The 24,083-nt window shown below is 46.6% G+C and carries 22 protein-coding genes and 1 pseudogene; 16 read left to right on the top strand and 7 right to left on the bottom strand.

Going from position 1 to position 24,083, the window contains the following annotated elements; genetic code table 11:
* Window positions 1–578, bottom strand: a pseudogene (locus DFR77_RS12845) (methyltransferase); the annotation flags it as partial.
* A 251-nt stretch (window positions 579–829) separates the two neighbouring features.
* On the opposite strand from DFR77_RS12845, the gene lon reads away from it, so the two are divergent.
* On the top strand, window positions 830–3,292 hold the full coding sequence (lon, locus tag DFR77_RS02895; protein ID WP_003688644.1) for an endopeptidase La: 2,463 nt from the start codon (window positions 830–832) through the stop codon (window positions 3,290–3,292).
* A gap of 181 nt (window positions 3,293–3,473) precedes the next feature.
* The gene (locus DFR77_RS02890) at window positions 3,474–3,743 is read left to right on the top strand and encodes an HU family DNA-binding protein (RefSeq protein WP_003688640.1); all 270 of its coding nucleotides are present in this window, start codon (window positions 3,474–3,476) and stop codon (window positions 3,741–3,743) included.
* A 176-nt stretch (window positions 3,744–3,919) separates the two neighbouring features.
* On the opposite strand, the gene DFR77_RS02885 is transcribed toward DFR77_RS02890, so the two are convergent.
* Window positions 3,920–4,354, bottom strand: a complete 435-nt coding sequence (locus DFR77_RS02885) for a hypothetical protein (protein ID WP_003688638.1) — start codon at window positions 4,352–4,354, stop codon at window positions 3,920–3,922.
* Window positions 4,347–5,654, bottom strand: a complete 1,308-nt coding sequence (locus DFR77_RS02880) for a homoserine dehydrogenase (RefSeq protein ID WP_003697095.1) — start codon at window positions 5,652–5,654, stop codon at window positions 4,347–4,349. Before DFR77_RS02880 ends, DFR77_RS02885 begins: the two co-directional genes overlap by 8 nt.
* A 195-nt stretch (window positions 5,655–5,849) precedes the next feature.
* On the opposite strand from DFR77_RS02880, the gene DFR77_RS02875 reads away from it, so the two are divergent.
* The 4 genes from DFR77_RS02875 (at window position 5,850) to DFR77_RS02860 (ending at window position 9,205) form a co-directional block, all read left to right on the top strand.
* The gene (locus DFR77_RS02875) at window positions 5,850–6,221 is read left to right on the top strand and encodes an Mth938-like domain-containing protein (RefSeq protein WP_003688636.1); all 372 of its coding nucleotides are present in this window, start codon (window positions 5,850–5,852) and stop codon (window positions 6,219–6,221) included.
* 76 nt (window positions 6,222–6,297) lie between these two features.
* Window positions 6,298–8,220: an ATP-binding cassette domain-containing protein gene (locus DFR77_RS02870; protein ID WP_003691184.1), complete on the top strand. Its 1,923-nt coding sequence runs from the start codon at window positions 6,298–6,300 to the stop codon at window positions 8,218–8,220.
* Window positions 8,207–8,602 carry a hypothetical protein gene (locus tag DFR77_RS02865; RefSeq protein WP_010358122.1) on the top strand — a complete coding sequence of 132 codons (396 nt, stop codon included), beginning with the start codon at window positions 8,207–8,209 and terminating at the stop codon, window positions 8,600–8,602. The genes DFR77_RS02870 and DFR77_RS02865 overlap by 14 nt, the downstream gene beginning before the upstream one ends.
* Before the next feature lie 90 nt (window positions 8,603–8,692).
* Entirely contained in the window at window positions 8,693–9,205 is a 513-nt protein-coding gene (locus DFR77_RS02860) for a hypothetical protein (RefSeq protein ID WP_003693093.1), read from the top strand.
* Window positions 9,206–9,649: 444 nt separating this feature from the next.
* Here DFR77_RS02860 and DFR77_RS02850 read toward each other — a convergent pair whose 3' ends face one another.
* The 4 genes from DFR77_RS02850 to DFR77_RS02835 are packed head-to-tail and all read right to left on the bottom strand — an operon-like array spanning window position 9,650 to window position 15,342.
* Entirely contained in the window at window positions 9,650–10,345 is a 696-nt protein-coding gene (locus DFR77_RS02850; RefSeq protein ID WP_033910499.1) for an IncC plasmid conjugative DNA transfer DtrJ family protein, read from the bottom strand.
* Complete coding sequence (gene traD, locus DFR77_RS02845; RefSeq protein WP_047919030.1) at window positions 10,335–12,377, bottom strand: type IV conjugative transfer system coupling protein TraD; 2,043 nt, start codon at window positions 12,375–12,377, stop codon at window positions 10,335–10,337. The genes DFR77_RS02850 and traD overlap by 11 nt, the downstream gene beginning before the upstream one ends.
* Entirely contained in the window at window positions 12,374–14,926 is a 2,553-nt protein-coding gene (gene mobH, locus DFR77_RS02840; protein ID WP_113852033.1) for a MobH family relaxase, read from the bottom strand. The genes traD and mobH overlap by 4 nt, the downstream gene beginning before the upstream one ends.
* The gene (locus DFR77_RS02835) at window positions 14,923–15,342 is read right to left on the bottom strand and encodes a hypothetical protein (protein WP_003693104.1); all 420 of its coding nucleotides are present in this window, start codon (window positions 15,340–15,342) and stop codon (window positions 14,923–14,925) included. Before DFR77_RS02835 ends, mobH begins: the two co-directional genes overlap by 4 nt.
* A 510-nt stretch (window positions 15,343–15,852) precedes the next feature.
* Here DFR77_RS02835 and DFR77_RS02830 point away from each other — a divergent pair.
* Genes DFR77_RS02830 through traC form a run of 10 tightly spaced genes read left to right on the top strand, consistent with a single transcriptional unit; the run spans window position 15,853 to window position 24,066 of the window.
* Window positions 15,853–16,314, top strand: a complete 462-nt coding sequence (locus DFR77_RS02830; RefSeq protein WP_012503638.1) for a lytic transglycosylase domain-containing protein — start codon at window positions 15,853–15,855, stop codon at window positions 16,312–16,314.
* Entirely contained in the window at window positions 16,284–16,805 is a 522-nt protein-coding gene (locus DFR77_RS02825; protein WP_003695285.1) for an OmpA family protein, read from the top strand. The genes DFR77_RS02830 and DFR77_RS02825 overlap by 31 nt, the downstream gene beginning before the upstream one ends.
* A gap of 55 nt (window positions 16,806–16,860) precedes the next feature.
* Complete coding sequence (gene traA, locus DFR77_RS02820; RefSeq protein ID WP_003697092.1) at window positions 16,861–17,157, top strand: TraA family conjugative transfer protein; 297 nt, start codon at window positions 16,861–16,863, stop codon at window positions 17,155–17,157.
* A 21-nt stretch (window positions 17,158–17,178) separates the two neighbouring features.
* Complete coding sequence (traL, locus tag DFR77_RS02815) at window positions 17,179–17,460, top strand: type IV conjugative transfer system protein TraL (RefSeq protein WP_003693110.1); 282 nt, start codon at window positions 17,179–17,181, stop codon at window positions 17,458–17,460.
* Window positions 17,457–18,122, top strand: coding sequence for a TraE/TraK family type IV conjugative transfer system protein (locus DFR77_RS02810; RefSeq protein ID WP_003704028.1), 666 nt, complete (start codon window positions 17,457–17,459; stop codon window positions 18,120–18,122). The genes traL and DFR77_RS02810 overlap by 4 nt, the downstream gene beginning before the upstream one ends.
* 1 nt (window position 18,123) lies before the next feature.
* The gene (locus tag DFR77_RS02805) at window positions 18,124–18,858 is read left to right on the top strand and encodes a TraK domain-containing protein (protein WP_003693114.1); all 735 of its coding nucleotides are present in this window, start codon (window positions 18,124–18,126) and stop codon (window positions 18,856–18,858) included.
* A 1-nt stretch (window position 18,859) separates the two neighbouring features.
* Window positions 18,860–20,173 carry a TraB/TrbI/VirB10 family type IV secretion system protein gene (locus tag DFR77_RS02800; protein ID WP_003693116.1) on the top strand — a complete coding sequence of 438 codons (1,314 nt, stop codon included), beginning with the start codon at window positions 18,860–18,862 and terminating at the stop codon, window positions 20,171–20,173.
* Between the two features lie 9 nt (window positions 20,174–20,182).
* Window positions 20,183–20,902 (top strand): DsbC family protein, encoded by a 720-nt coding sequence (locus tag DFR77_RS02795; RefSeq protein ID WP_003693119.1) that lies wholly within the window; start codon window positions 20,183–20,185, stop codon window positions 20,900–20,902.
* Window positions 20,899–21,480 (top strand): TraV family lipoprotein, encoded by a 582-nt coding sequence (locus DFR77_RS02790; RefSeq protein ID WP_017146802.1) that lies wholly within the window; start codon window positions 20,899–20,901, stop codon window positions 21,478–21,480. Before DFR77_RS02795 ends, DFR77_RS02790 begins: the two co-directional genes overlap by 4 nt.
* 9 nt (window positions 21,481–21,489) lie before the next feature.
* Window positions 21,490–24,066, top strand: a complete 2,577-nt coding sequence (gene traC / locus DFR77_RS02785) for a type IV secretion system protein TraC (RefSeq protein ID WP_003693122.1) — start codon at window positions 21,490–21,492, stop codon at window positions 24,064–24,066.
* Window positions 24,067–24,083 lie beyond the last annotated feature (17 nt).

The raw sequence follows: 24,083 nt of genomic DNA, 5'->3' as shown, positions 1-24,083 counted from the left end.
GAAAAAAGGCATTTTTTAAATGCCTGCTTTGCCGCGTCTGAAATCCGGTGAATTTTCAAATATTGAAATTCAATGGGTTGAAAATGAATTGTAAAAATGCTGTTGTCAATTAAAGTAGTATCTTTCTTATGCCACTCATGCACACCCATAAACCCCAGCAGCAGATTGAGCGGCAGAAAAAACGGTTTGCCGTCCGCCTCTCCGTACACGTCGAGCAAAGCGGCGCGTATATCGGGCGCGCGTTTGTTGTCCAACACGAAACCGGGGCGGATTTCAACGGCAAGCATATTCAGAATACGGCTCTGTTGCGCCTGCTTCATACGGTGGGCGTGGAAAAGGGCGGCGATATCCGCATCGGAACGGACGGCGGCAGGTTTGCGGACCTTCTTCTTCATTGCCGAAAGCACCTGTTTGGCATTGTGGAAATCGCCCTGCCAGACAGTTGCAATATTTTGATAGGTAGCCTTCAAAATGCCGTCTGCACCGCTTTCGCGGACATAATACCAACCTTTGGGCGGCTTTTGCAGACTTTCGTTGCGCCATTCGAACCCGTTATCGGGAAAAATAAAAGAAGACATGGGATACCTGCGTCATGTTTTGAAAATAGGGCGGCAGAACCGCAAACCATACGGATGGTACAGCAAGGAGCGGCAACACAGAACTGTTTTTTTGTTCCCGCCTTGTCTTTCCAAGCCCATGCCGTCTGAAGCCGGAATGTTTCAGACGGCATGGCATCAAACTCCATAAATAAACCGCGTATGCTTGAAATAATACTTTCAACCCCAATTTACGCGGCAATCCGTATCCTGTCAGACACAAGAGAGTATCCATGACACAAAAAGAAAAGCATTTTGAGGAATATGCTGCTTTGGCGACCCTTCCTTTACGGGATGTCGTCGTTTACCCGCATATGGTTCTGCCGCTGTTCGTCGGCAGGCCGAAATCCATCGCCGCACTGGAAAACGCCATTACCCGCGAGGAACCGGTTTTCCTGTTGGCGCAAACCGATGCGGCGGTAGAAGAACCGGTTGCCACCGACCTGTATCAGACCGGTACCGTCGCACAAGTCCTGCAAGTGTTGAAACTGCCCGACGGCACGGTAAAAGTGCTGGTCGAAGGGCTGTATCGCGGACGTGTTTTGACCATCGAAGACACGGGCGGGCTGTTCGTTTCTCATATAGAGGCGGTCGTGGAAGAAGACACGGGCGGCAATACCGACCTCGAAGCCGTGCGCCGCACCCTGTTGGCGCAGTTTGAACAATACGCCAAACTCAATAAAAAAATCCCTGCCGAAATTATCGGCAGCATCAACGGCATTGCCGAAAACAGCCGGCTAACCGATACGGTCGCAGCGCATTTGCAGTTGAAACTGGCGCAACGCCAACAGATTTTGGAGATTCCCGAAATCGGCAAACGGATGGAATTCCTGCTGGCAAAGCTGGAATCCGAACTCGACATTATGCAGGCCGAAAAACGCATACGCGGACGCGTCAAACGCCAAATGGAAAAATCCCAACGCGAATATTATCTGAACGAACAGATTAAAGCGATACACAAAGAATTGGGCGAAGAAGACGAAAACGGCGAACTGGATGCCTTGGAGGCAGGCATCAAAAAGGCGGGTATGACCAAAGAAGCGGAAGAAAAATGCCTGTCCGAACTGAAAAAACTCAAAATGATGCCGCCGATGTCTGCCGAATCCACCGTCGTACGCAACTACATCGACACCCTGCTCGGACTGCCGTGGAAGAAAAAATCCCGCGTCAGCAAAGACATCGCCAAAGCCGGACTGGTGCTGGATGCCGACCACTACGGCCTGGAAAAAGTCAAAGAACGGATTTTGGAATACCTCGCCGTCCAAAAACGTATGGACAAGCTCAAAGGTCCGATTCTGTGTTTGGTCGGCCCTCCGGGCGTGGGCAAAACCTCTTTGGGCGAATCCATCGCCAAAGCAACGGGGCGGAAATATGTCCGTATGGCCTTGGGCGGCGTGCGCGACGAAAGCGAAATCCGCGGGCACCGCCGTACCTATATCGGCTCTATGCCCGGCAAGATTTTACAGAATATGGCAAAAGCAGGCGTAAGAAACCCGTTGTTCCTGCTCGACGAAATCGACAAATTGGGCAGCGACTTTCGGGGCGATCCCGCCAGCGCGTTGCTTGAAGTGCTCGATCACGAACAAAACAACAAGTTCGCCGATCATTATGCCGAAGTGGATTACGATTTGAGCGACGTGATGTTTATTGCGACTTCAAACAGCCTGAATATCCCGACCCCGCTGCTTGACCGTATGGAAATCATCCGTCTGTCCGGCTATACCGAAGACGAGAAAATCAATATCGCGATGCAGTATCTCGTACCGAAGCAAATGAAACGCAACGGCGTGAAAGAAGGCGAATTGGTGGTCGAAGAAAGCGCGGTACGCGATATTATCCGTTATTACACCCGAGAGGCGGGCGTGCGTTCGCTCGACCGCGAAATTGCCAAAATCTGCCGTAAGGTGGTGATGCAGATTACCTTGAACGAAGATAAGAAGAGGTTGTCTGAAACCAAGAAAACCAGCAAAGCCAAGCCTAGGGCGGTTAAAGTCAATGAGAAAAACCTACATGACTACTTGGGCGTGCGCCGCTTCGATTACGGCGTTGCCGAAAGTGAAAACCGCATCGGACAGGTTACCGGTTTGGCTTGGACGGAAGTCGGCGGCGAATTGCTGACTGTCGAAGCCGCAGCATTACCGGGTAAAGGCATGATCCAGTGTACCGGCCAGTTGGGCGATGTGATGAAGGAATCTGTATCCGCTGCATGGTCTGTTGTCCGTTCCCGTGCGGAATCAGTAGGTTTGGCTCCTGATTTTTACGAGAAAAAAGACATTCATGTCCATGTTCCCGAAGGTGCAACGCCGAAAGACGGTCCGAGCGCAGGCATTGCTATGACTTTGGCGATGGTGTCCGCCTTTACCAAAATTCCGGTGCGTGCCGATGTTGCCATGACGGGCGAAATTACCCTGCGCGGCGAAGTCCTGCCGATCGGCGGTCTGAAGGAAAAACTGTTGGCTGCGCTTCGCGGCGGCATCAAACACGTCCTGATTCCGAAAGACAATGTCAAAGACTTGGAAGAAATCCCTGAAAACGTGAAAACCGGATTAACCATCCATCCGGTCAAATGGATAGACGAGGTATTGGCTTTGGGTTTGGAAAGCCGGCCTGAGTCTTGGGCAGAACCTTCTGCCGCGGAAGCGGCGGCGGAATCCGCTTCAAAACCGAAACCCCGCAGCAGGGCAATCAAACATTGAAACGCAGGAAATGTGTTGTAAAAATGCGGTTTCGTCCTGAAAGCCTGTAAAATAGGGCGATTCCGTATTTTTTGCTTGACACGGCAATTTCAGAATTGCTATAAAGCGAAAGTTGCTCAAGCAGTACAAACCCCGAGTATTCGGGCATTTCATCATTTTTTAAGACAGGAAGGGACTGATTGTGAACAAGTCTGAATTGATCGAAGCGATTGCTCAAGAAGCCGATATTTCCAAAGCCGCCGCACAAAAAGCTTTGGATGCCACTACCAACGCAGTAACCAACGCCCTGAAACAAGGCGACACCGTTACTCTGGTCGGTTTCGGTACTTTCTACGTCGGCGAACGTGCGGAACGCCAAGGCCGCAACCCCAAAACCGGCGAGCCTCTGACCATTGCCGCCGCCAAAACGCTTAAATTCCGTGCAGGTAAAGCATTGAAAGACGCACTGTAAACTGTTTTTCAGCAAAAGCCGATTCCTTGAAGAATCGGCTTTTTTGTTTTCCCCGCCGAATCAGGATAGGGGTTTGCCCGTCGGATTCGGATGAAGGGCTGCCCGTCAAACCCGGATGGAAAAATGCCATCTGAAACGCTTTTCCCCGCGTTCAGACGGCATTCCAGACCTGAGGTTCAATCGGCTTTCAAATCCGCGACACATTGTTTGTCTCGAGTTTCAAACGCGTTTGCGCCGCCGAGCAGGTCAAGCTGTTCTTGTGCACCGAGTTTGCCGAAGGAGCTGATCTGTTTCTCGCTCAATCCGTCCAAAGGCTGCTCCCACATACATTTGCAGTAGTCGACGGCGAGACGGGTATTGTCCGCATCCAAGCCGCGCGCTTTCAAATCGTTCTGCCATTTTTCAGCAAACGGAATATTTTTCATGCAAGACTCGACAATTTTCTGTTTTGCCTGCGGTTTGGACATCGCGCATTGGGAGAGCAGGGCGGTTGAAGCGAGCAACGCCAAAATGACCCACGCCCAAATGCGGATGGTGCGGATTTTGGCTTTTGCTTTTTTGCGCGCGGCAACCTGCTCTTCCGTCGGCGTTTCGTGTTTCGGCTCAGTCATGCAGGCTTTCCATGCGGATCATGGTAATCGGTTTTTCCACACAATCCAGTGCTTCGATGGCTGCGATTGCCGACTTGATGTGTTTTTCGACCGTGCTGTGGGTCAGAATCACGATTTCGGCAGTGGTCTGATCGATAACGCCTTTTTGGATTAAGGCTTCGATGGACACGTTTTCTTGTGCCAACAGCGCGGCGATTTGCCCCAGCGTGCCCGGTTCGTCTTTGGCTTGGACGCGCAGGTAGTAGCTGCTGGTAATTTCGTCCATAGGCAGGATGGTTTGCGCTTGGACTTGGGCGGGTTGGAACGCCAGATGCGGTACGCGGTGGGCGGTGTCGGCTTCAACCAGGCGGGCGATGTCGATGATATCGGCAACCACGGCGGAAGCGGTCGGCAATGCGCCCGCGCCCGCGCCGTAATATAAGGTTTCGCCGACCATATCGGCGTTGACGCGCACGGCGTTCATCACGCCGTCGACGTTTGCCAAGAGGCGGCTTTCGGGAATCAGGGTCGGATGGACGCGCAATTCGATGCCTTTGCCGGTTTTGCGGGTGATGCCCAACAGTTTGATGCGGTAGCCGAGTTCTTCGGCGTATTTGATGTCGCGGCTGTCGAGTTTGCTGATGCCTTCGAGATAGCAGGCGGAGAAGTTCATCGGCGTACCGAATGCCAGCGCGCTCATGATGGTGATTTTATGGCCTGCGTCGTTGCCTTCGATGTCGAAGGTCGGGTCGGCTTCGGCATAACCCAATGCCTGCGCTTCTTTCAATACGTCGGCAAACGCGCTGCCTTTTTCGCGCATTTCGGAGAGGATGAAGTTGCTGGTGCCGTTAATAATGCCGGCGATGGATTTAATCCTGTTTGCCGCCAAACCTTCGCGCAGGGCTTTGATGATTGGGATACCGCCCGCTACTGCCGCTTCAAATTGGACGATGACGTTTTGTTTTTCCGCCAGCGGGAAGATTTCGTTGCCGTATTCGGCGAGCAGTTTTTTGTTGGCGGTAACGATGTGTTTGCCGTTTTCAATGGCTTTCAACACCGCTTCTTTGGCAATGCCCGTGCCGCCGAACAATTCGACGACGACATCGACGTCTTTACGCGCGACCAGTTCGAACGGATCTTTGACAAAGGCGGCGGACGGGCAGATTTGGCGGGCTTTTTCTTCGCTTAAGTCGCACATGGCAGAAATACGGATTTCGCGCCCCAAGCGGCGGGAAATTTCCTCTGCGTTGTCCCGCAACACGGCAGCCGTACCGCCGCCGACCGTACCTAAGCCTAAAAGACCGATGTTTACTGGCTTCATTGTGTCTCCTTGTAAGCCGACTGAAATGTAAATATTGAAAGACGAAAATATCCGCTGCCGATATAATTGTGCCGCACTTTGAATCAAATGCCGTCTGAAATCGGCAGGCGCGTCAGATGAAATCTGCCAATCCTACATTAATTCGCCTGATTTTGCACCCCTTTCGGTGCAGATGATGCAGCAACGGGGTAAAAAATGTTGTTTGAAGAAAATCCGATAGACGGACAGTTTGCAGAATATGAATGCGGCGCGGGCGGAATCCGGCTGGCGGGGCAAAGTTTCCATAAACCCGTGCTTGTACATAAGGATTCGGTCTGCCTGCCGCAATGCCGAACCTTGTCCGACCTGACTCCGGAAAACCTGTTGTCCGACATCAAACCTGTTGACTATCCGGAAATATTGATTATCGGGACGGGCGCGGCTCAGGAGTTTATCCATCCCAAAATCATGGCGGATTTTTCCCGAATCGGAATCAGCGTGGAATGCATGAATACCGATTCGGCATTCAGGACATTGGTTTTCCTGCACTCGGAAGGGCGCAGGGCTTGGGCTTGGCTTCAACCGTAAATTTCCCGTTTCAGACGGCATCGGCACTGACTTTCAGGTAAAATACGGGCTTTTCCCGCCCGACGATGTTTCCGTTATGATTGAAATCAAAAACCTCACCCTGCAACGCGGTTTGAAAGTCCTGCTCGACAAGGCTTCCGCTGCCGTCAATCCCGGTCAGCGCGTCGGTTTGATCGGTAAGAACGGGACGGGCAAATCCAGCCTGTTTGCCTTAATCAAGGGCGAAATCACTCAGGACGGCGGCGATATCTCGATTCCGAAAAACTGGCGGCTCGCTTCCGTTTCCCAAGAAACGCCCGATTTGGATATTTCCGCTTTGGATTACGTTTTGCAGGGCGATGCCGAGTTGCAGGCTTTTCAGACGGCATTGAGGCAGGCGGAAGTGCAAAATGACGGCATGAAGCAGGCGGAATATCATGCCAAATTGGAAGAAATCGACGCCTATACCGCGCCGGCCCGCGCGGCAAAATTGTTGAACGGGCTGGGTTTTTCGCAAGAAGAACACAGCCGTCCCGTCAAATCCTTTTCCGGAGGCTGGCGTATGCGCCTGAATCTTGCGCAAGCCCTGATTTGCCGCGCTGATTTGCTCTTGCTTGACGAACCGACCAACCATTTGGATTTGGAAACTGTCTTGTGGTTGGAAAACCACCTTGCCTCTTTACCCTGCACGCAAATCATCATTTCCCACGACCGTGATTTCCTCAATGCGGCCACCACCCAAACCATTGAATTGTCGCAGCAAAAGCTCACGCAATACAGCGGCAATTACGATTTTTACCAAACCGAACGCGCGCAGCGTCTGGCGCAACAACAAGCCGCATATGTCAAACAGCAGGCGCAAATCAAACATCTGCAATCCTTTATCGACCGCTTCAAAGCCAAAGCCACTAAAGCCGTTCAAGCTCAAAGCCGCATGAAGGCGTTGGCGAAGCTCGAACGCATCGCTCCCGCACATCTGGACAGCGAGTTTTCCTTTGAGTTTTACAATCCCGACCATCTGCCCAATCCTTTGCTGAAGCTGGAGCACGCTGATTTGGGTTACGAAGGTAAAACCGTCCTGCATGACATTACCCTGTCGCTGGAAAGCGGCGCACGCTACGGGCTATTGGGTGTCAACGGCAGCGGTAAATCTACGTTTATCAAAGCTTTGGCAGGAAAAATCGATTTACTCTCCGGCAGCATCGTCCATTCCGAAAAACTTAATATCGGCTATTTCGCCCAACACCAGCTTGACACCATCCGCGCCGACCAAAGCCCTGTTTGGCATATACAGCAGCTTTCTCCCGAAGTACGCGAACAAGAAATCCGAAATTTCCTCGGCGGCTTCGATTTTGTTGGTGATATGGCGTTACAGAAAACCGAACCTTTTTCCGGCGGAGAAAAAGCCCGCCTTGCCCTTGCCATGATTATCTGGCAAAAGCCGAACCTGCTGCTGCTTGACGAACCGACCAACCATCTGGATTTGGATATGCGTCATGCCTTAACGCTCGCGTTGCAAAGTTTCCAAGGTGCATTAATCGTCGTATCGCACGACCGCAGCCTGCTTGAAGCCACGACCGACAGTTTCCTCTTGATAGACAAAGGTCGTCTGAAAAACTTTGACGGCGATTTGAACGATTACCGCCAATGGCGCTTGGCACAGGAAAACGCCGCAACCGCGCCAGCCGCTTCCACTCAAAGCCAAAACCGCAAGGATACCAAGCGTATCGAAGCGCAAATCCGTCAAGAAAAAGCCCGACGCAGTAAGCCGATACAACAGAAAATCGACAAAGCCGAAAAAGAAATGGTGCAGCTTTCTGAAATTCAGACGGGATGCGAAGCATTTTTAACACAAGAAGACGCTTACCTTGAAGCAAACAAAGAAAAATTGCAAAATACCTTATCCGAGCTGGCAAAAGTCAAAACACAGCTTGCCCAAATCGAAGAAACTTGGCTGGCTTGTCAAGAAGAATTGGAACGGATTGAAACTGAAATCGAGAAACAGTTTGCCGAGCGATAAAGAAGCGCGGGCAGGGTGCTTATCTTTGCCTGCCAATAACGGTATAATTCGGACGTTACCACCGCCTTTTTACTTTACCGGTATAAACATCAGACTTTTTGCCGCCTTGGGTCTCCTGTCCCTTTCCGGCGCGGCGGCGCAAGCCTCCATATACCATTGCAACTCAAATGGCAAAAGCGTATATACATCAGACCCGTCAGGATCGTGTGCCGATGCTGATTTACCTAAAATCAGCAGCCATCAGGGAGGCGGATACCGCCTGAAAATTAAAAAACTTAGTCAAGAAGCCAAAATACACACAGGAAACAAAAAGAAAAACAAAAAACATGCCGGGAAAAAGAACAGACAGGCTGCCAAAGCCCCGAAGGAAAATCAAAAATAAACAACCGAAAAGAAAAGCCCATAAAACGCCAAGAAAACCTTACAAAAAATCCTCAAAAAATCAAATTATTATCCGAATATCAAACACATTATGAAATCAAAACTCCCCTTAATCCTAATCAACCTTTCCCTGATTTCAAGCCCATTGGGTGCGAATGCGGCCAAAATCTATACCTGCACAATCAACGGAGAAACCGTTTACACCACCAAGCCGTCTAAAAGCTGCCACTCAACCGATTTGCCCCCAATCGGCAACTACAGCAGCGAACGCTATATCCCGCCCCAAACTCCCGAACCGGCACCATCACCGTCAAACGGCGGACAGGCTGTCAAATATAAAGCCCCGGTCAAAACAGTATCCAAGCCGGCAAAATCCAATACGCCGCCTCAACAAGCACCTGTAAATAACAGCAGACGCTCCATTCTCGAAGCAGAATTAAGCAATGAACGCAAAGCCCTGACTGAAGCCCAAAAAATGTTATCACAAGCACGTCTGGCAAAAGGCGGCAACATCAACCATCAAAAAATCAACGCATTGCAAAGCAATGTTTTGGACAGACAGCAAAATATCCAAGCACTGCAAAGAGAATTGGGACGTATGTAAGGCCGTGTTTTCAAATCGACCGTTCCAAGGATTTGACAGAAGAAATGATGAAAAAGCAGGAGAATTTTTGGGATAAGTTGGGCGATTTACTGTTTGCGCCCGTTGATATAATGTTTTGGATTAAAAAAGTATGGGCGGCATATCCTGTGTGTCGGCTGCCTGTAATCGTATTGAAGGTCAACGTATTCCCCAATACCGGCTACACGTACAACTGTTTCCGATAGTTCGCATAATGTATATTATGCAATCTATACCCAGGTTTAACGATTACGATTGTTTACTCTAGATTGTTAACTATTAGTTAAACTTGAAATATTTCATTTTTACTATACTCTTATTTTAAGTATTTTGCAAAATGCTTTTCGAGATTTCTGTACCGTCAGTTAAAGCATTAAGCCCCCGTTTAATGAACTAAAAAAGCACTATTTAGATTCTACTGGAAGCCTAGAGATATTTCTTAAGATATTTAGCTTGCATGAAAATCATCCAAATTGCTGCTACCAGAGGTAAATAGAGCAAGTAGGGCGGTATTGATATTGGCACACACATATAAATCATGCAACCCAACCAAATAATCCCTGTTCTCCAGTATTTTGCACGGTGATAAATGCCTGCACTCTCTCGCGAGGCATTTTCCTGTCTAATGGCTCTCATTACTAAACCATCTATCAAAACCGGAATTGCAAAGATTACTGAGATACCCACGATTAATGCCAAATTTCCCAAACGTAAGGAAATAACCTTCAACGTAGTATCGAATTGCTGTAGATATTTCATACGGGGGACTAAATAATTTTTAAATTTGTAACCAAAATCGGCTTCTGACTTGGCTTTTAGTGATTCATTGACTAATGTCAGGTCAAAAAATACGGTTTTCAGCCCCTTGTAACTAAGTCTGGCAATTTGCAGATTTATAGTATCGCCAACCTCTTTTCCTGGAAACGCATCATGGCCAACAGACTCAGACCATTTGATTTCATCTTCCAAGAGATTACCGGTACCAAAATAGTTTTGTGTCAACACCGAACTACCAAAGATAAGCAGCACAATTAAGAATAAGGTATAAGCAGCTTTAAACGGGAGAAATAAGAACTTTAAAGGCAATGAATTCATGTACCATGCGCTTGTATTAGACGGCATAACTACTTCCCTCCGTAAATGCGTTTTCTTCAGCCGAAGGCCGGCTTAGTCTGTAAACTTCGCGCATATCAGCCGCCATTTCTCCAATATGCGCAGGGATTTCCTCCTGCTTGTCCTTTTTGGGTAGAGGGAGTCGAATTTTATATAGCTGGCCACCTTCAATAAGCGCGAATGCTTGACCTTTGGGTAATTGGGTTAAATCGGCGGGTGTCAGCATAGGAACTGTCTCAGCACCAATCCTGTCTTCGTTTCCACTGCTAAAATCTTCGTGACTATCAGGGAAGGCAACATCACCAGCCCTTGAGACTAGAGTGCTGGTCATAATTTTGACTTCCGGCAACTGATTCGTCAGCATCTCTGCTGTTTCGACAGTTTTCACCCTAAGCATAATCATCGTATTCAAGTTGCCGCCAATTTGACCTGCTTTAGCAGGGAAACCAATTTTGGCTTCTACGTCTTTCCAGGTTTGTGTATAAACCGTCACTTGGTAGCCGGCACCACCGGCCTTATTCAATAACGGAATGAATTCGTCACCGATTAATTCATTGAATTCGTCTGCATGAATTGAGACTTTTCTTTTCTGGGTTTTTCCACTCTGTCCAACCCCATGGCCGAATTTATAGATCTGACCCGCAAGAGAGGTTAAGTCAGCAAACATCGCATTACCAACGGCTGCTGCAACTTCGGCATCAGATAGGGAATCCAATCCAATATAGACGACGGCATTCGATTCCATGACTTTGCGCCAGTCCATAATGATTCTTGGATCTGACAAATCCTCTGTATCCGGGCTGATAAGCTTGGCAACTTCGCCAGTCGTCAGTTTTTCCAGCAATGGATACAGGGAGCTGACTAGCTTCTCAAAATAGGATCTGTCATTGGACAAAATACCACCCAATGCGTCAATAAGAGGTTCGTTATGCTTTTTGGCCTTCAAGAAAGAACCGAGCTTCATTGTGTCCAAGTTGCGCCCAGTTTTGACTGCGCTTTTTGCTTCAGACTCGGGCATATCAAAATTGTCGAAGTCTTTCTCCCAACCAGGGTGGTGTTTATCTAATATCTTTTTAAAGTAATCCCCTGCAAGTTCATCTACATTTGCAGCAGACTTATAGATATTTTCATAGCTTGGTTTAATGGATAAACCTTCCATGGTTTTCGTTAAAACGTTGACGAAACGCCATACAAAATCTCGGAAAGCAGCAGACTGACCTTCAGAAGGCAGTTGGTTTGCAATCCTTGTCGCCACCTCGGTAATACGGCCATAATCCCCGATAGGGTTGTACCGGCAACTGTACTCGGGGAAACCCAAATGGAACATATAAAACGGCCTGTTTGATTTTTGCGATTCGACATACATTCTAGTCATCAGGTCAGCGTCACCCTTTGGATCAAATGCGATCGTAACATCCCCCCGCCGAATATCCTGAACAATCATGGTTTCGCATAATCGGGTTTTACCAACGCGGGTTGTGCCCAATACAACCTTGTGGCCAACACGCTCCCCCAAATCTTCCCAAATATCATCTTCCTCAATTTCAATGCCATGTAATTCAGGAGAACCTCCGACCGGAGGTAAGGGAGCAACCGGATTCCACCATGCCGATTTCCGAGTTATGCGGGAAATCCAGTCTGTACCCATTGTCTCAATCTCATGTTTTCGCGCTGCCTTATAGAGTTTTGAGGGGTTACGAAGTCCGTCGTTCTCAGGCTGGCGAACCATAAAAAGACGTTGGGTATGTGTCTGTGTCCATCTAAAACCTTTCCCAAGAAAAAGAGCTTTATCAGAAGAAGGAATTTCATCGGCAGTAAGGGCATAATAGGGCAACTTCCGAATATTTTTACGGAAACGCATAATGCGTAATGCTGATAACGCACGTTTGACTGAAACCAACGAAAAAATAGCTAAACTGCCATAAGCAATTGTCGGAGGTACGGGCAAATGTGCTACTGAAACCGCTGTGGTGGAGTATGCGGCTACACTGATCCATTCATAGGGTGATCGATAAACGTTTTCAGGGAAGTGGGCACTCATTTTTGTTCCATTACTAATAAGTCGGATTCATCTAATTTAATATCGGTATTATTCTGAGGTCTTGAACCTGGCTGTATGATATGTTTGATATTATGTTCAGGGATAAGGTAGCAATAGAAGAGTCTGCGATTGCTACCGTTTGTAGTCAGAACCCTATGCAATGAGCTTTTTTTCGTTCTTGCATGCAACCTCAAAGCCTCAAAGCCTTTTTGTGTAAGAGGGCCTAGACTTTCCGTATCAGATTTATTGAACACGCCGCCGGCGTAATCTCGAAATACGGTTGGCGTAACCAAAAGCATCCCCTGTTCAATAAAGTGGACTGTTGCACCACTTCTATTGACAGCTATGCTGCCGTCTCCTAATCCATCTGCCAGCCATCGTAAAAACTGCATTCCACGGTCTCTGGCCTCCATATGTTTGGCTTTGACTGAATCCTCGACTATTTCGGTCGACTCTGTTTCTGATTGCTTTTTCAAATTACGTTCAGAAACTATGGCTTCGAGTTCGGCCATATTTTTTACCCCGCTTGCAAGGCTATCTAAACCTTCGGAGTCATCCATGACTTGAACCGGGCGTGGACTAGATGTAGGTTCTCTTAGTCTTAGCCGCTCCAGTTCACGCATACCGTTTTGTGCTGATTCAGATTCAGGCAATGAAACTGCTTCAGAATCTATTTGATGAGTTACTGTCTCAGTTGTTTTAATCTGTGCATCGGGTTCGGCTGTTTTTCCAATAGGTTTACGATTGTCTGCGAAAAGGCCGGCAAGTTTCTTACGGCTTGCTTTGGTTCCTGATTTAATTGTTTTTGGTGCTTTATCTGTCTCAGTTTCTTTAACCTCAGCGCGAGGTTTGTCCACTGTCTCAGTTTTAACTTCTACTCTTATATTTTCTTGAACCAGGTTAACGGCATTTTCTGCTGTCTCGGCTTCTGATTTGGTTGATTCTGTTTGTTCTGAATCAGCTTCTATCAGGTTAAAGTTTTCAATTAAATTATCAATTGTGCCGTAACCCGGTTCTTTAGCTTTCTCTGACTCGCTAGATTTATTTTCCGCTGGAGCAGCAGTATTCATACTGTTGTCAAAAGCCGAGTTAGCTGTCTCAGTTTGATTTTTTTCAGGTAGGGGAGGTTGTTCTGCTGTCACCGGTTGGATAGACAGGAAGTCCATTTTGTCCTTGGTCATAGTGACTGGGTTATCTTCGGCACCTTGTATCTGAGTTGACACTTTATCCTCTGATACTACAACATCCGGTATTTCCTTCTTGGCGGAAACTTCTGAAAGATTACCTAAGAACTCAGTCGGATAATGTCCGTCCGGATACAGGGTTTTGGCATTGAAACAAAGTACACTGAAGATATTACGGACCTTTTCACCGTCCATACGGGTAAACTCAACCTCTATATGGTTAATTGCCCTGTGAGGATCGTTTTCCGGCGGAATGACGGCACGGTACTCGAATAATGTGTCAAATATCCTTTGGTTGTCAGCCGGAAATGAGCCTGCAGCAGGATGTTGATTTTTCCTCAAATACTGCCGGATGTAGTCAGGTACGTTTTTTGACATCAAATAGATGCGATCACCCTTACGGAACAGGTCACCACCGGCAGTTGTTGCGATGCTGAAATGGACTCCTCTATCGGATAACATCTCCTTCAATGTTTCCATAATGGTTTCAATGAATGGTTTACGCTTGGCGGTTGAGAAGCGTTGACGGCTGCCGCTTCGTAAATCCCTTGAAACTGAGGTCATATCCGCATTTTTTATTAACTGCTCAAGAGGACTGCCATCCTTTTTCCCACTCAGATAATTTCTCAAAGTAATCATTAAATTCGGATCCGTTGTGGCAAGCCATTGTCTGACATGTGAAGGAACCAAAGCTTGAAAGAATGTCCAGGCGATTTCGGCATGTGTACTGTAAGCAGACTTTGCATCAGGAAATTCGACACGATAATAAAGCTTGCCACTTTCAGCCATGGAGCCTGTATCAGGCAACCATAATAATTTTTCGAGACTGATAGCCGAATCAAACAGTTCAACCTGAAATCCCGTCACAGTTTTACCAACGTCGTGAAGCAGGGCGGCACACATGATTCCATAACGCCAAACGGCAGTTTTCTTCGCTATTTCCTCGGTTTTGGCATTTGGGGGCCATGATTGCGATGTAGATGCCACAAGAGCCAGTGCAGCCACATCGAGTGTATGGCGGACTAAACCACCATCACCTGCATGGTGATGAGACTCACTGGCGGGAAGCCTTTGAACAAAGGCTATATATTTTTCCAAAAAGGGAAGGGCATCCTTACTCCAGTTTTCATCCGATAACCCTAAGTTCATCTTAATACCGGATATTTGAGGGCTTAAGTCGAGCACCTGAATCAGTTCATGCGCGTTTAAAATGCGAAACCGGTCATTTACTATGTTCTGATTGATATGGGCAACCTCATCATTATGTGACACGGAATCTGTACTTTTTCTCGTATTTATCAGGTATAGCATTGAGCCGCTGACAAGCATTAGTGAGGATGCAATAGTGAGAAGGCTTGTTTTCATGATGATTTAAGCAAAGATTTTAGCCACATGGTGACTTTTTCCTTTTTTGCATGTGGAATATCAGCAATCAATTGATTAGGTAGCGTAGTATGTCTAATACAAAATTCCTCAAAGCTTTCTTCAAGTGAATTCCAGTATTCAGAACCGTATTGGGCCATTAGAAATAAGATTTCAAAGTCATCGGCAAGTGCTTCTGCAAAAGTCGTGTTATCAATATCTATCGGTAGTGGCTCTAGTAGTTTCTCTAGTTTTTCGATAAGGAAGGTTGCCGTATTTTCATCGTCATCCAGCGTCATCATTTCCAGATAACCGCTAGCACGCTGTATCCAGAACAACAACACGCAAGACCAGTTTTTATCGATATCCGTAAACCGATTTATGACACTAAGAAGCTTGGGAAGATCTGTTTCATTCATTTTGATTAAAAAGACAGGGTTGTCAAACCATTCATATAATAAAAAAAAGTTGCCATGTCAAAAATCAAAATAAAAAATGTTATTTTAATTAGAATTGTCACAGAATAAGATTTATAAGGTATAATGCTGCCCCTTTTAATAGGCAAAGGTCTGCATTTTTACATGCAGACCTTTGTTTTACCTTTAACTTTTACCCTTTTTCCCTTGAACCCTTCCTTTAACCATTAAGGCTGTTGCTTTACCGTTACAGCTTTTAAAAAAGGCCGGCTGCGATTTTTTTTAGCAGACGGCCTTTTGGCTTTTGGATAAGAGCCTTTACCCTTATCGTATTCCTTTTTATATCAATATGTTATGAATCGGTAATTTCATAAAATATAAGCGTAACTTTTAATTATACCATAATCTATCTTTAAAGAAACATTTCTAAAAAATTTAGTTAATTTCGTTTGATTTAACAAAAATTGTCGAATCGAGATAAAAATTAGTCATACATACAACGACAGTAAAGACATGAGATTAAGGGCCATACTTTTACAGTTCGTCGTACCGGGTGTTTTGGTACTCACATCTGCAAGAGCAGTTGCTTTTTGTTATAAGGAAGCCGGCAGCAAATATGGCATCGATCCCGCCATGTTGCAATCGATCGCATTAACCGAGAGCGCTTTCAGGCCGAATATTGAAAGTCATACAGCTGATATTGGCTTGATGGGTATCAACCGTTCATGGCTACCCGTACTCCACAAGAAATTTGGTTTAACAGGGGCGGATGTATGGAATCCATGCACAAATGTACATATTGGTGCATGGATATTGGCAAATAGTTATCGGCAACATGGGAAATCATGGGAAGCAGTTGGTGCTTATAACGCCGCATGTACCAAACTTAAAGGCCGGGCGTGCTATCGCGCAAGAATGACTTACGCAAATAAGGTATATCAAAATTGGAAACGATTAAAAACACGCTCTTCGTAGCCTCCGCAATGATTCTGACAGCCTGTGCCGCCCCAAAACAGGAAGTGGCCGGGCTGCCTCAAGACGCAACTTATACAGTGGAACAAAATCAGCTGGGCGAATTTGTCTTCTGCCGCAATGAAGAGTGTTCGGGATTTGAGCGCAAGGTTTTGGCGGAACAACCGGTTTATGCTCAAACACAAACCAATCTTCAAAAAGATGAGATCAGGGTGTTTTTCAATTTAGGCAGTTCGCACCTCGGTGCGGAGGGCGTGAGAACGCTCAAACGTGTTCTGCCTAAATTGAAAAATACTCAGACGGTTTATTTACGCGGATGGGCCGACAGTATCGGAGGTCGAAATACTGCAATTAATAGACGTTTGGCTAAACAACGGGCAGCAGTAATAGGTAAATGGCTGAGGAAACATAATGTATCCGCAAAAATAAGAACAGCAAGTTCCCCGGCCTGCTGCAATAGTGATGATACGAGAACCGTTGTAATCACTTGGTAAAGAATGATCGGACGCAAAAGCTTGGCGATATAAGCTCTGTTTAATGAGGTTCATAATGAATATCAAACGCAATAAATTAGTAAAGTCCGCTAGTGCGGTTGCATTGGCATTGTATGCTAACTTGGCAATGGCCGCTACAACAGGTGCCGAATTCAAAGGCTTGGCTGACATGGTAACAGGCTGGTCTGAAGGTTATCTGGGTATGGCTTTGGGCTTGACTGCATTCTTGATCGGTTTGGCGGTAGGCCTGATGAAACAAACCATCATGCCATGTATCGTCGGTTTGGGTGTTGGCTTGGCCGCAACATTAGGCCCGGGCATCATTAAAGGTATGTTTACCTTGATTATTTAATCAAACTAGATAAGAGAAGTGATGAGAGATTATCATGTGCCGGTATCGATAGACGATCCCAAAAAGGCATTTATTTGGGACTTGGACGTTTTTATATTATTTATGTCCGGCTTCGGTATAGGTATTGTCTCTCGTCACTTTTTCATTTCCATGTCAATTAGCCTTTTCATTGCATGGAGGTGGGGCAAGCTTAAGTCTGGCAAGCATCAATGGTTTTTTTTGCATGTTCTTTACTGGTACTTACCCATTAATGAAAAAAACAAACGGATACCTGAAACGAATAAACGGGAGTTTCTAAATTGAAGACTGAAGATATGTTGAGTGAATTGGCGATAAGAACCGGCATAAAGGTCTTTTTTTGGATACTTTTGGGAATGTCTATAGCTGTCAATCTATTTTTGTCCGCGACCCTGCTCTTCAAAGGTACGATTGTTCAAACGACGCTGACCCCGCCGGAAATCCGGCGGTCAATGACTGTATCAAACATCGCTTTTTCTAAAGAATATCTTGAAGAAATGGCTCCCTATGCTGCCTATCTTCTCTTAAATGTAACCCCTAAAACAGTCGATTATCAGAATAGTCAATTATTGAAGATTGTTTCACCTGATTATAAAGATGCCCTAGAGAGGGAGCTGTCTTTAAATGCCTTATGGGTTAAGAAAAATAATGTCGGCACCACTTTTAGCGCGACAGAAGCAACGGCGGACATTTCAGACAATACAGTTTCCATTCGTGGGGTTTTTGAGGTTAAACGCAACAATGCCCTGGTAGAGCAAAAAGACCGCGAGCTACTTATTTCTTTCAAAAATAATTATGGAACACTGCAATTATTATCGATTAAAGAAGTTCAAAAGCGTGTAACTAAAGCAGAACCCGCAGGTCAGGAAAAATCCGAAGTTGAAACCGAGGATGTAGAAATCAGTAAAACGGCAACAGAATTTAAAGGCGGTAATCGAGGTAATTGATATGTGTTCACTGTTAAAAAAAATTGTCTTTTCTGCCTTGTTGGCAGCCGGACCCGCGACTAGTTTTGCAGCGCAACGAGTGCCGGCAACAGAAAATACACCTCACGTTGTTTCAATAAGTAAACGGAACTTGAGCAGAATCGCCATTGAAGGCGGTCGAATTTCATCATGGAAATTTATGGAGGGTGATCTTGAGCTTCAGAAAGATACAACAACAGGCCAACTGTTTGTCCGTAGTTTGACCTCCAATCCGACAAATCTTTTCGTTATAAGCGAAGAAGGTAAGACCTATTTGCTGGTTCTTAAACCTACATCAAAACAGGGTGACAACATCGTAATCGATGTGGCTGGAGCTAATCGCCGTGAAGCAGCAGTATTGGCTTCGCAAACCGGTCCAATGCCTGTAACGATGAATAGTACAGAATATGTACGGGCCATCAAAAAAATGATGGCCTCTATGATGCGTGGCACTACCGGCGATATGGGCATCAATCATAGTCATGAATATCAAACCGTCCCATTATGGAAAAACACCCTCTTTATTCAAAACGGAAGTTACACCGCCGCTGATATGCAAGGCCTTTCTTTTACATTAACTAATTTAGGTACTAAACAACTTGAAATTAGAGAGCAGGAATTTTACCGACAAGGAGTTTTGGCGGTAGCGGTTCGGAAACAGATCCTACAACCCGGGGAAATTACCGACGTATTTATTATCAGCCGTCCGGGAGGTTGAGATGAGGGTGAAAGTAAACAAATTTAAACTTTCAGCAGCGCGAAAACGCCAGTTAGCCATCGCGGGCATGGTTGCGGGCAGCATGGCGGCGATTGTGGGCAGTGCAATTTATGTCATTGAAGGCAATAAAAAGAAATCTGCCGAAGTCACACAGGTTCAAAACAAACGGCAGATTCTCAGAACTGATTTTACAAGCCCCCAAGCAGGCATTACGGACAATTCCTTATGGATGAACACAGAAAGTTCGAAGATTGAATATGCAAATCGAAAAATCAGCGAATTGGAAACCATGGTTCAGGAGTTAAAAGAAAAAGAGAACAGCAGTAATCCTGATACAAGTAAGGGGCTGGGGCCTGATGGATTAGGCAAACCGCCTGCAATTAGCGGTATCGGGGATAACGGCCGGCTTCCTCCGGCCCCTCCGGCAGGCACATTGCCGAACGGGGCGCCTCCGGCAGATAGGTCCATTGAACGGAAAATCGTTTCAGGAAGTATGAGTGAAGCAGAGCTGCAACCTGGAACGACCGGATCGGTAAATACCGGAAATCCGAATGAAAATGTACGGGTTTCCCCGCAATTAAAAGAAGCGGAGTGGGTTAAATCAAAAACCCCGCGTATGAATATAGAAGTAGTTGAAGACGGCGGTAAGGTTGTCGTCTCGCAAGGCAAGTTTCGGGCGCGTGACTCGTATATACCTAGCGGTACTTTTTTCCGATCCGTACTGTTAGGTGGGGTTGACGCACCGACCGGGGGTGAGGCACAAAATGCCAGCCCCCACCCTGTTTTAATGCGCGTAACGGATTTTGCGCAACTTCCCAACCGGTTTAAATACAATTTCAGAGAATGTTTCGTAACCGGGCAGGCTTACGGCGATATATCTTCAGAACGCGCTTACATCAGACTGCAGAATCTCAGCTGTGTAGGTACCGATGGCCGAGCCATCGACATGCCGGTAAAAGGTTACGTTGCCGGTGAAGACGGCAAAACAGGCGTGAGAGGTAATCTTGTAACGAAACAAGGCCAACTCTTGGCAAATGCACTGATGTCCGGCGTGATTAGCGGTATGGGTAAGGGCGTATCGGAAGCATTCAAGGTGACGAATAATACCGCATTTGGCAGCACAACCTCTATTCGGGGCAGTGATCAATATCGTGCAGGGATTGCATCTGGTATCGGTGGTGCAGCTGACAGGCTTGCTGAGTATTACATAAAACTGGCCGATAAGGTCTTCCCGGTAGTTGAAGTCAATGCAGGCCGTCAAGTCGATGTCGTACTGACTCAAGGTATCGAAATTGATACCGGCGAAACCAAATAGGATCCATCTATGAAAAAGAAAATCTTGGCCACTATTGCAGCAATCACAGCTTTTCAGACGGCCTTTGCCGATGTCAAAACTGTTGGAAGCACTCTGCACAAGTTGTATCCGAATACCACGTTTTCTTCAGTAAAGGCTACCCCCATGGCTTCAATTTATGAAGTGACAATGGGTGACAACATTGCCTATGTACAAGAAAACGGTCGCTATTTCATTTTTGGCGCGTTGTACGATATGCAAGAGCAGAAAGACTTGACCGAGATGGCCCGTTCAGCGGTAACACAAAAGAGTTATTCCCGACTGCCATTCAAAAACGCCATCAAAATCGTTAAAGGTAATGGCGGCAAAGGCAAGCGAGAATTTGCACTTTTTTCCGACCCGGATTGCCCGTTCTGTCGTCGTTTGGAAGAAACATTGGCCGGCATGACAGACTATACCGCATACGTTTTCATGTTCCCGATTAAATCCCTCCACCCTGATGCAATTTCAAAAGCAGAACATATCTGGTGCAGTAAAGATCGTGAAAAAGCATGGAATAACTACATGCTGATGGATAAAGAACCGGCGGCCGGTAACTGTAAAAACCCTGTATCAGAAAATATTGCACTCGCAGAGCAGCTTAAAGTTCGCGGTACTCCAAGCATGATTCATAAAGATGGTCGGCGTACATCCGGTGCCATGCCGCGTGCCGAATTGGAAAAATGGTTAAATGGAGCGGGAGCAGAATGATGCGTTTGAAAGCCTTATCGATTACTGCGGCAATATTGATTCTTAGCGGATGTTCAACCTTAACCATGTCCGGTATCGGCGGTAGTGAAAAATTCCGATGCCCTAATGCCCGGAACAGTGACGATCCTTATTGTGAATCTATAAGCAGTAACTATAAAGCATCTGTTGCAGGTGTTTTAAAAGACGGTATGAAAAGACAGGTTGGACAACCTTACACTGATCAAAGTGTTCGCACATTAATGTTAACGCAAGCTTATTCCTCCGGTACGCCCGTTCGCTCGCAAAGTGAAATTGCTCGCATTTGGGTCGCTCCCTATCTTGATACGGACGGCGATTTAAATGACCAAAGTTTCACATATGTCGTTCTGAATCAGGGTGATTGGTTAATTGCCCACAACGGGCAACAGATTATAAATGAATATCGTCCCATCCGCTTATTGGGGGATGGGGCCAAAACTTCAGGCAGTTCGGTTGAGACTTCTCCAACCAATTCAAACAACACAAATGACCGCATCCCCGATGTTGGCGTGAATCTTCATCTGCAGGAAACATCGGGTATTCCCGGTACCGTTCGATAGAGGTATGTAATGGGCGTCCTGTCAAAATTTAAAAATTGGTTGGCCGGTTCGGATGATGTCGATCAACCGATGGAAGCCTTGCACAACAACCCTGTCGATCCTGACTTTGACCATTTGAGCGACTATCTCAATTACGGTGCATACGATACCAAAACAGAGTTGTTTACGCTGATGTCCGTTAAAGGCGACAAACCGTTGGGCATGGGCTTTATTCTGGAACTTAACCCATTTTTAGGCGGCAGTGACGACCTGATCGGTAAGTGGGGCAGCCTGTATGCGCTGCTTCCTGAAAAGACGCCGATACAGGTTCAAATTTTCGGCTCCCCCGATTTAAGAAATTACTTCAAGGAATATGAGCAAGTACAAGCATCACGACCTATAGACGATCCGATGCGAAGCACTTTCGAAACTTTGGCCAAAAAACGTACTGAATTTTGGAATAAGGGTACACAGAAGGTCTTGGTAGAAAATACGGCCATTCGTTTACGAAATCTGCGCTGTATCCTCAGCGTAAATTTGAATATTCCACCTGATAATGCAGTGGAAGTCAGCAAGGCGGTTTCGCTCCTTGCCCGCATGCGCGATTCACTCCGCTCCATGCAGATTTACGGCCGAACTTGGAATGCAGACGATTTATTGGCTTGGACAACGCTCCTACTCAACCCTAATAGGATGTTTACCGGACAACAAGATGAAATCGATCCTGTTTGGGATGAAACCAAGTTCTTGAGTGAACAAATGATTGAGACCCGCACATCTATCAAGGTTCTTGATAGCGGCTCGGGGCTGCGTTTTGGCAACCGTGCCGCGGGGGATTGCGTGATTGCTCAATGCTATTCTGCCAATCGCTACCCTGAAGAGTTTCATCTGTCCAATATGGGCGCATTGATTGGTGATGTCATTGAGGCAAACATGAATTACACATCACCATTTCTGATTTCCATGGCGATGTTCAAGCGTGATTATGACACTTCCAGCAATACCGTAAAACTGAAAGCGGCCCGCGCCAAACAAACGGCGGAATCCAAGATGGCCGCAGTTATGCCGGAGGCAGCAAAAATCAAACGTGATTACGACATATGCCTAGAAGCGTTCGGCAAAGGCGGCGGCGGTCTGGTGAGTTTGTTGCACCAAGTTGTCATTTGGGAGCGTCCCGAAAACATTAACTTGGCTGAAAGCCAGGCGGTATCGATTTGGCAGGCTCAGGGCTTCGGTCTTTATCGTGACCAATATCTTCAACTGGGGTCATATTTGACTGCCCTCCCAATGGCTATCGACAAAGAGGTTGAGAAATATTTGGACAGTAAGAAAAGATGGTCAACCAAAACCATGACTAATGCTGTCTGTATGTCTCCCGTTATCGGCGAGTGGCACGGTTTAGGAAGACCTGTCATCGGTTTGTTCGGAAAACGCGGGCAGGCCATGGGAATCGACTTATTTGCCAACCCGGCAGGTAACTATAACTTTGCCATTATTGGCGCTTCCGGTTCCGGCAAATCATTTTTTGCCAATGAAATTGTGCGCAACTACATGGGGCTGGGGACTCAGGTATGGATTATCGACGTTGGCCGTTCGTATGAAAAATTCTGCCAAATGATTGGCGGGCAGTATATTGAATTTACCTATGAAGCAGGCCTGTGCTTCCCGCCATTCCAAATGGTAACGGACATCAACGAAGATATTGAGATGTTGAAACTAATCTTCTCATTGATGGCCTCTCCGTCAGACTCCCTAACGGAACAGCAGGAAGCCAAGCTTCAACGGATAATCGAAGAAGTATGGTACGAATTCGGACAAGAAGGCACGGTCGATCATGTAAGGGAACGCTGTCTCAAGTGTTTGATTACCGGCAGTAATGAAGGAGGAAAGCCCGGTGAACGAGATTTGTCTATGGTGGCCGTTGCCGACCAATTGTACACATACTGTTCGGAAGGTATCTACGGCAGTTACTTCAATGGAAAATTGAATGTCGAGTTTAAAAATGACCTGGTCGTACTGGAACTTGAAGAGTTAAAAACCAAACCGGATCTGCAACAGATCATCATGCAGCTGATTATGTACCGCATTATGCAGGGCATGTACCTATCACGAAGCCAGTACAAAATTATGATGATTGACGAGGCTTGGGCTTTGTTGGGCGACACGGGTACAGCCGCTCGTTTTATTGAGGAAGGCTACCGCCGTGTCCGTAAGTACAAAGGTGCATGCGGCACTCTGACGCAAGGTGCAAATGACTACTACAAGACTAAGGCGGCTGAGGCGGCATTAGAGAATGCCGACTTTGTTTTCCAATTGCGTACCGGGGCTAAATCGCTCAAAACCATTCAAGACAAAGAACCTTTTGAAGTCAATGACGGGATTATGCAGATTCTGCGAACTTTGAGCAAAACTGACTACTACAGTGAAATATTTGTCTCTACCCCGATAGGTTATGGAGTAGGTAGGTTGTACTCGGACCCATTCAACGTTCTTGCCTCAAGCTCAAAAGCGGAAGACGTTGAAGCCGTGAACCATTACAGAAATCAGGGGTTGAATACAGCCGAGGCCATTGAAGCAGTTTTAAGGGACCGTGCCGCAACCCGCTAATTAGGCAGAGGATAGGA

The sequence above is a fragment of the Neisseria gonorrhoeae genome (genome assembly GCF_003315235.1).
GTDB classification, from domain to species: Bacteria; Pseudomonadota; Gammaproteobacteria; order Burkholderiales; family Neisseriaceae; genus Neisseria; species Neisseria gonorrhoeae.
This window is presented reverse-complemented; position numbering and strand designations above follow the sequence as displayed.

Coding starts and splice junctions, on each gene's coding strand:
- DFR77_RS02800 (WP_003693116.1), top strand. CDS start 18,860: ATGAGGGTGAAAGTAAACAAATTTAAACTTTCAGCAGCGCGAAAACGC.
- DFR77_RS02830 (WP_012503638.1), top strand. CDS start 15,853: ATGAGATTAAGGGCCATACTTTTACAGTTCGTCGTACCGGGTGTTTTG.
- DFR77_RS02795 (WP_003693119.1), top strand. CDS start 20,183: ATGAAAAAGAAAATCTTGGCCACTATTGCAGCAATCACAGCTTTTCAG.
- traA (WP_003697092.1), top strand. CDS start 16,861: ATGAATATCAAACGCAATAAATTAGTAAAGTCCGCTAGTGCGGTTGCA.
- DFR77_RS02850 (WP_033910499.1), bottom strand. CDS start 10,345: ATGCCGTCTAATACAAGCGCATGGTACATGAATTCATTGCCTTTAAAG.
- DFR77_RS02885 (WP_003688638.1), bottom strand. CDS start 4,354: ATGACTGAGCCGAAACACGAAACGCCGACGGAAGAGCAGGTTGCCGCG.
- DFR77_RS02860 (WP_003693093.1), top strand. CDS start 8,693: ATGAAATCAAAACTCCCCTTAATCCTAATCAACCTTTCCCTGATTTCA.
- DFR77_RS02875 (WP_003688636.1), top strand. CDS start 5,850: ATGTTGTTTGAAGAAAATCCGATAGACGGACAGTTTGCAGAATATGAA.
- DFR77_RS02805 (WP_003693114.1), top strand. CDS start 18,124: ATGTGTTCACTGTTAAAAAAAATTGTCTTTTCTGCCTTGTTGGCAGCC.
- DFR77_RS02790 (WP_017146802.1), top strand. CDS start 20,899: ATGATGCGTTTGAAAGCCTTATCGATTACTGCGGCAATATTGATTCTT.
- DFR77_RS02835 (WP_003693104.1), bottom strand. CDS start 15,342: ATGAATGAAACAGATCTTCCCAAGCTTCTTAGTGTCATAAATCGGTTT.
- lon (WP_003688644.1), top strand. CDS start 830: ATGACACAAAAAGAAAAGCATTTTGAGGAATATGCTGCTTTGGCGACC.
- mobH (WP_113852033.1), bottom strand. CDS start 14,926: ATGAAAACAAGCCTTCTCACTATTGCATCCTCACTAATGCTTGTCAGC.
- DFR77_RS02880 (WP_003697095.1), bottom strand. CDS start 5,654: ATGAAGCCAGTAAACATCGGTCTTTTAGGCTTAGGTACGGTCGGCGGC.
- traL (WP_003693110.1), top strand. CDS start 17,179: ATGAGAGATTATCATGTGCCGGTATCGATAGACGATCCCAAAAAGGCA.
- traD (WP_047919030.1), bottom strand. CDS start 12,377: ATGAGTGCCCACTTCCCTGAAAACGTTTATCGATCACCCTATGAATGG.
- traC (WP_003693122.1), top strand. CDS start 21,490: ATGGGCGTCCTGTCAAAATTTAAAAATTGGTTGGCCGGTTCGGATGAT.
- DFR77_RS02870 (WP_003691184.1), top strand. CDS start 6,298: ATGATTGAAATCAAAAACCTCACCCTGCAACGCGGTTTGAAAGTCCTG.